This window comes from Kitasatospora arboriphila, assembly GCF_039528095.1.
Lineage (GTDB): Bacteria > Actinomycetota > Actinomycetes > Streptomycetales > Streptomycetaceae > Kitasatospora > Kitasatospora arboriphila.
In genome coordinates, this window is sequence record NZ_BAAALD010000197.1 from 1 (window position 1) to 3,792 (window position 3,792).

The 3,792-nt window shown below is 75.0% G+C and carries 4 protein-coding genes; 1 reads left to right on the top strand and 3 read right to left on the bottom strand.

Annotated features, from left to right (window positions below; all coding sequences use genetic code 11):
* Positions 1-1,110: 1,110 nt before the first annotated feature.
* From ABD353_RS39315 to ABD353_RS39325, 3 genes are all read right to left on the bottom strand, one after another.
* Complete coding sequence (locus tag ABD353_RS39315; protein ID WP_344628523.1) at positions 1,111-2,181, bottom strand: DUF6042 family protein; 1,071 nt, start codon at positions 2,179-2,181, stop codon at positions 1,111-1,113.
* A gap of 209 nt (positions 2,182-2,390) precedes the next feature.
* Positions 2,391-2,651: a hypothetical protein gene (locus ABD353_RS39320; protein ID WP_344628524.1), complete on the bottom strand. Its 261-nt coding sequence runs from the start codon at positions 2,649-2,651 to the stop codon at positions 2,391-2,393.
* Positions 2,648-2,980, bottom strand: a complete 333-nt coding sequence (locus tag ABD353_RS39325; RefSeq protein ID WP_344628525.1) for a DUF6247 family protein — start codon at positions 2,978-2,980, stop codon at positions 2,648-2,650. The genes ABD353_RS39320 and ABD353_RS39325 overlap by 4 nt, the downstream gene beginning before the upstream one ends.
* 167 nt (positions 2,981-3,147) lie before the next feature.
* Between ABD353_RS39325 and ABD353_RS39330 the strand changes: the two genes are divergently transcribed.
* Positions 3,148-3,666, top strand: coding sequence for a hypothetical protein (locus tag ABD353_RS39330; RefSeq protein ID WP_344628526.1), 519 nt, complete (start codon positions 3,148-3,150; stop codon positions 3,664-3,666).
* Positions 3,667-3,792 lie beyond the last annotated feature (126 nt).

Consider the following 3,792-nt stretch of genomic DNA (forward strand, 5'->3'; position numbering starts at 1 on the left):
GGTTATGAGCCCAGCGAGCTACCGAGCTGCTCCACCCCGCGTCGGTGTCCCAGACACTACGGCACGGGGGCCCCAGGAGGGAAACCCGTTTCGGTAGCCCGGAGGTGGACCGGCGGACGGTGGAGCGGCCGGGCGTGCCCGGCGGGGCAGGATGTGGCCCCGTCCCTCGCCCGCTGCGTGGAGGGAGGACCGGCGCGGCTCCCCGGGGTTTTGTGCCGGTTACCTGCCCGGGAGCCACGTGCGTGTCCGCTGCCCTCACGCCGCCGGCGCCCCGGCCGGGCACGGCGCAGCACGGCCACCGCGTGGGCGATCCGGCACTGCGGGCCGTGCCAGCAGGGGCGGGATGCCTGCCGGGCACGGGCCCGTGCCCGTGCCCGTGCCCGGCAGGGCCGCGGCGCGGTAGCGGGTGGCGGTTGACGACGGGCAGCAGGGTGGCGGTTGACGACGGGCAGCAGGGTGGCGCAGAAACGGTCGGCGGCGGGCAAGTTCGGCAGCGGCCTCCTGCAGGGGCGCGGCAACGGCCCGGATTTCCTCGCTGTGGTCTGCTCGCCCGGTACTCCCCCGCCGGGGTGGGTGCGGTGCGGGCGGGTCTGTCGACGCCGGTGCACTTCGGCGCATCGGCGTCGAAGTGCACCGGCAGGGCTGCCGGTTGGGCCAGGGAATCGTTCCTGTGTCTGGTCCACCGCCTGCTCGTGCTGTGATCGTGCACCGCCACGGAACGTGCAGGGTCAGGGAACGTGCAGGGTCGAGGATCGGCCGCCGTCCGGCCTCTGCCAGGCGTTCCTGCAGCGGCGGCCGGTCTTTGCGGGCGATCGCCCCGGGGATCGGCCGCGCGGCCGCGGTCGCGGCTGTTTGGACGGCGGGGTGCGGCGCGGCGGACGGCGCAGCGCGGCGCGGCCGGATACCGCCCCCTCGGGGGGCGGGGTGCTGCCGGCGCCGGGTCACGGGCTTTCGGGGAGGCCGGTGCGGGTCGGGCCCGGACTCGGTGCGGTGCCAGATGGCGGTGCGGTGTGGGTCGGGGTCCTCCTGGTCGCGGTGCAGCCGGAAGACGTTGTGTCCGGCGAGGGTGGTGACGTCGGCGGTGGCGGTGAGGTCGCCGTCCTCGATCAGTTACAGGACGCACTGGCGGGCGTGCTCGGTGTCCTGGCCGATGGCGCGGGCGAGGCGGCCTTGGCTGGTCGTGATCTCGGTGAGGCGCACACCGCGCGGTGTGAACAGGCCGATGACGGCCGCGGTGCCGCGGCCGGGGGTGTGGCGGCGCTCGAGGTCGGCCAGGGCCTGCCACTCGGTGTCGTCGAGCGGGAAGACGTCGCCGGGCCGCGGCACCGGCCGCACCGGGCTCAGCACGGTGCCGGCGGGGCCGGGGGTCTCGAGCAGGACGCCGGCGGCGACCAGGAGGGTGACCAGGTCGTCCACGGTTTCGGGGGTGGCGAGGCCGTAGTGCGCGGCGTAGCGGGCGGCGGCCGCGCGGGCCCTGGCCAGTGCCGCCTCGGCCTCCTCGCGGTCCGGTCGTCCGGGTCGGGGAGGTCCCAGCAGGAACCGGCCAGGCCACCGGTGGCGATCGCGGCGCCGAGTTCCTCGCGGGTGGGAGGGGTATCGGCGAATCCGGCGTACATCAGGACGACGAAGGTGGCGTGCGGCGGCATGCGCGTCCAGCCGCCGCGGACGAGGCCGTTCTGGTGGGCGGCGCGGTCCTGGTCGGTCCGGGGCTGCTCGGTCCGGGGCTGCTCGGTCCGGGGCTGCTCGGCGGCGGTGTTCGGCGGCGGTGTTCGGCACGGGAATCTCCTGCGGGTCGGCTATGTCGTACGGGTCACCGGGCCAACGACCGGGGGCCGGGCAGGGTGGCGCACGGAACGTCGGGCACAGCCGGCCGGTCTGCGGGAGCGGGCGGTGGCTCGGCCGGGCACGGCGACCGGTGGTGGCGGGCGGCGTTCGCCTGCGGCCACTGCCAGTGGCGGGTGGCGGCGACCAGTGGCGGGTGACGGGTGGCGGCCGGCCGGTCGCGGGTGGCCACCGGGTCCGCTGGCGTCCGGGGTCTGGGCCCCACCCGCGGGGCGGACCGCTTCTCGAGGTTGGGGGCGGCCCGGTGACGGTCTTCGCGTGGGCGGCGCGGTCGTGTCCGGCGGCACCGGCCGGCCTCCCCGCGGATGTGGCCGGCCGTCCGGGCGTTCGCTGCGGCATCGACGGCGACCGCGGACAGGTCACCGGACAGGTCGCCGCGAATCTCGGCGGGCGGGTCGGGCAATGCCGGGATCGCGGCCGGGTCCGGGTGGCCGAGGGCGGCGGCCAGGCCGTAGGCAACACGCAGGCGCGGGCCCCGGGGCCGGTGCGAGTGCGAGTGCGGGCGGCGCGGTACGGGGGCCGGGGAACCGGGGGCCGGGGGCCGGGGGTCAGCCGAGCCAGACGAGGTCGATGACGTAGAGGCGGCCGGCCGTGCTGTTGACGAGGTAGATGAGGCTGAGTTGGCCGATGGAGGCGCAGCGTACGTCTTCGCCTTCGGGGTCGGTGGCGTCCCACTGTGGCCAGCCCCAGGGGGTGCGGGCGGCGATGTCGAGGAGGTCGCGGACCAACTGCTGGGTGTGCGGGGGTAGTTCGGTGAACGTTTTGGCGGCCTTGGGTGAGAGGCGGGCGGGCCAGGTGCGGTCGTTCACGGACGGGTTCCGAAGAGCTGGTCCAGGTCGGTGCCGTCCTCGTCGTTGCTGCCGGCGGCGGTGAAGGCGTCGACGGCGGGGGCGCTGTCGAGGCGGACCTGCCAGGTGCGGACGACGTCGTGAAGGGGCGTCAGGTCGTAGGTCTGCCGGGAGTCGTCCAGGGCCTTGGCCCAGTCCCGTTCGAACGCCGGCAGCCAGCGGCTGCGGCGGTCGGTGTCCTCCTGGGCGCGGATGCGGGCGAGCAGCCGGGCGGCGGCCCGCGGGGCCGGAGCCGGTGGCAGGGCCGGAGCGGGCGGCGGGGCGGGAAGGTGTTCCGGCTGGGCACTCATGCGAGTCTCCTCCACTTCGTCCCCGGTCACGGTACGGCAATCGGCACCCGGCGGTGACCTGCATCGCACCGAATTTCCCTGCCCGTCCGCCGGCTTCGGGGCAGGGGTGTCGGCAGGGGCGGCCGCGGGCCCCGGGGGCGTGCCGGGCGCAGTGCCCGGTGCCCGCGATGCCGGCGGTGCCGGCGGTGCCGGCGGGCGGGCGGGTTGGCGGGTTCGCTGCGCTTCCCGTCGCCGGCCTCGCGCCGGTCCCGTCCGCGCCGGGCGATCTCGGAGAGCAGCGGGCCGACCGGCTGAGCAACGTCGCCGGCGACCAGTACAACGACGTCCAACAGGCGCGGCGCGAGAGCTTCTTCAAGGAGATCGCCGCGACCCGCACCCGGGCGCGGCACCTGATCATCGTCGGCTTCCTGCTCTTCCTGATCGGAGGCGGAATCTACGGCTGGGTGATCATCCGATTCGTCGTCAGGACGAACGACGCCATCTCGTCGGGGAGCTCGTCCTTCGACACCGCCCCCGACCTGCTCGGACCGAAGGTCGCCGGCGTGCCGGTCGGAGCGATCGGCTTCGCGATGGCCTCCGTCGGAACGATCCTGACGGTCATCGGGATCGTGCTGCACGTCGTGGCGACATCCCGGCGCCGCCGCTTCGAGGAGACCGAACGGCAGGCCTCCTGGCGGCCACGCTGAAAAGACACACAACCATGATCTTCAACATCGGCAACCAGCAGGGCGGCATCGTCAACAACGTCGCCGGGAACCTGAGCCTTCCCCCGGGACGTGGACACCGGAGTTTCATGCGGCGAGGGTGATCCT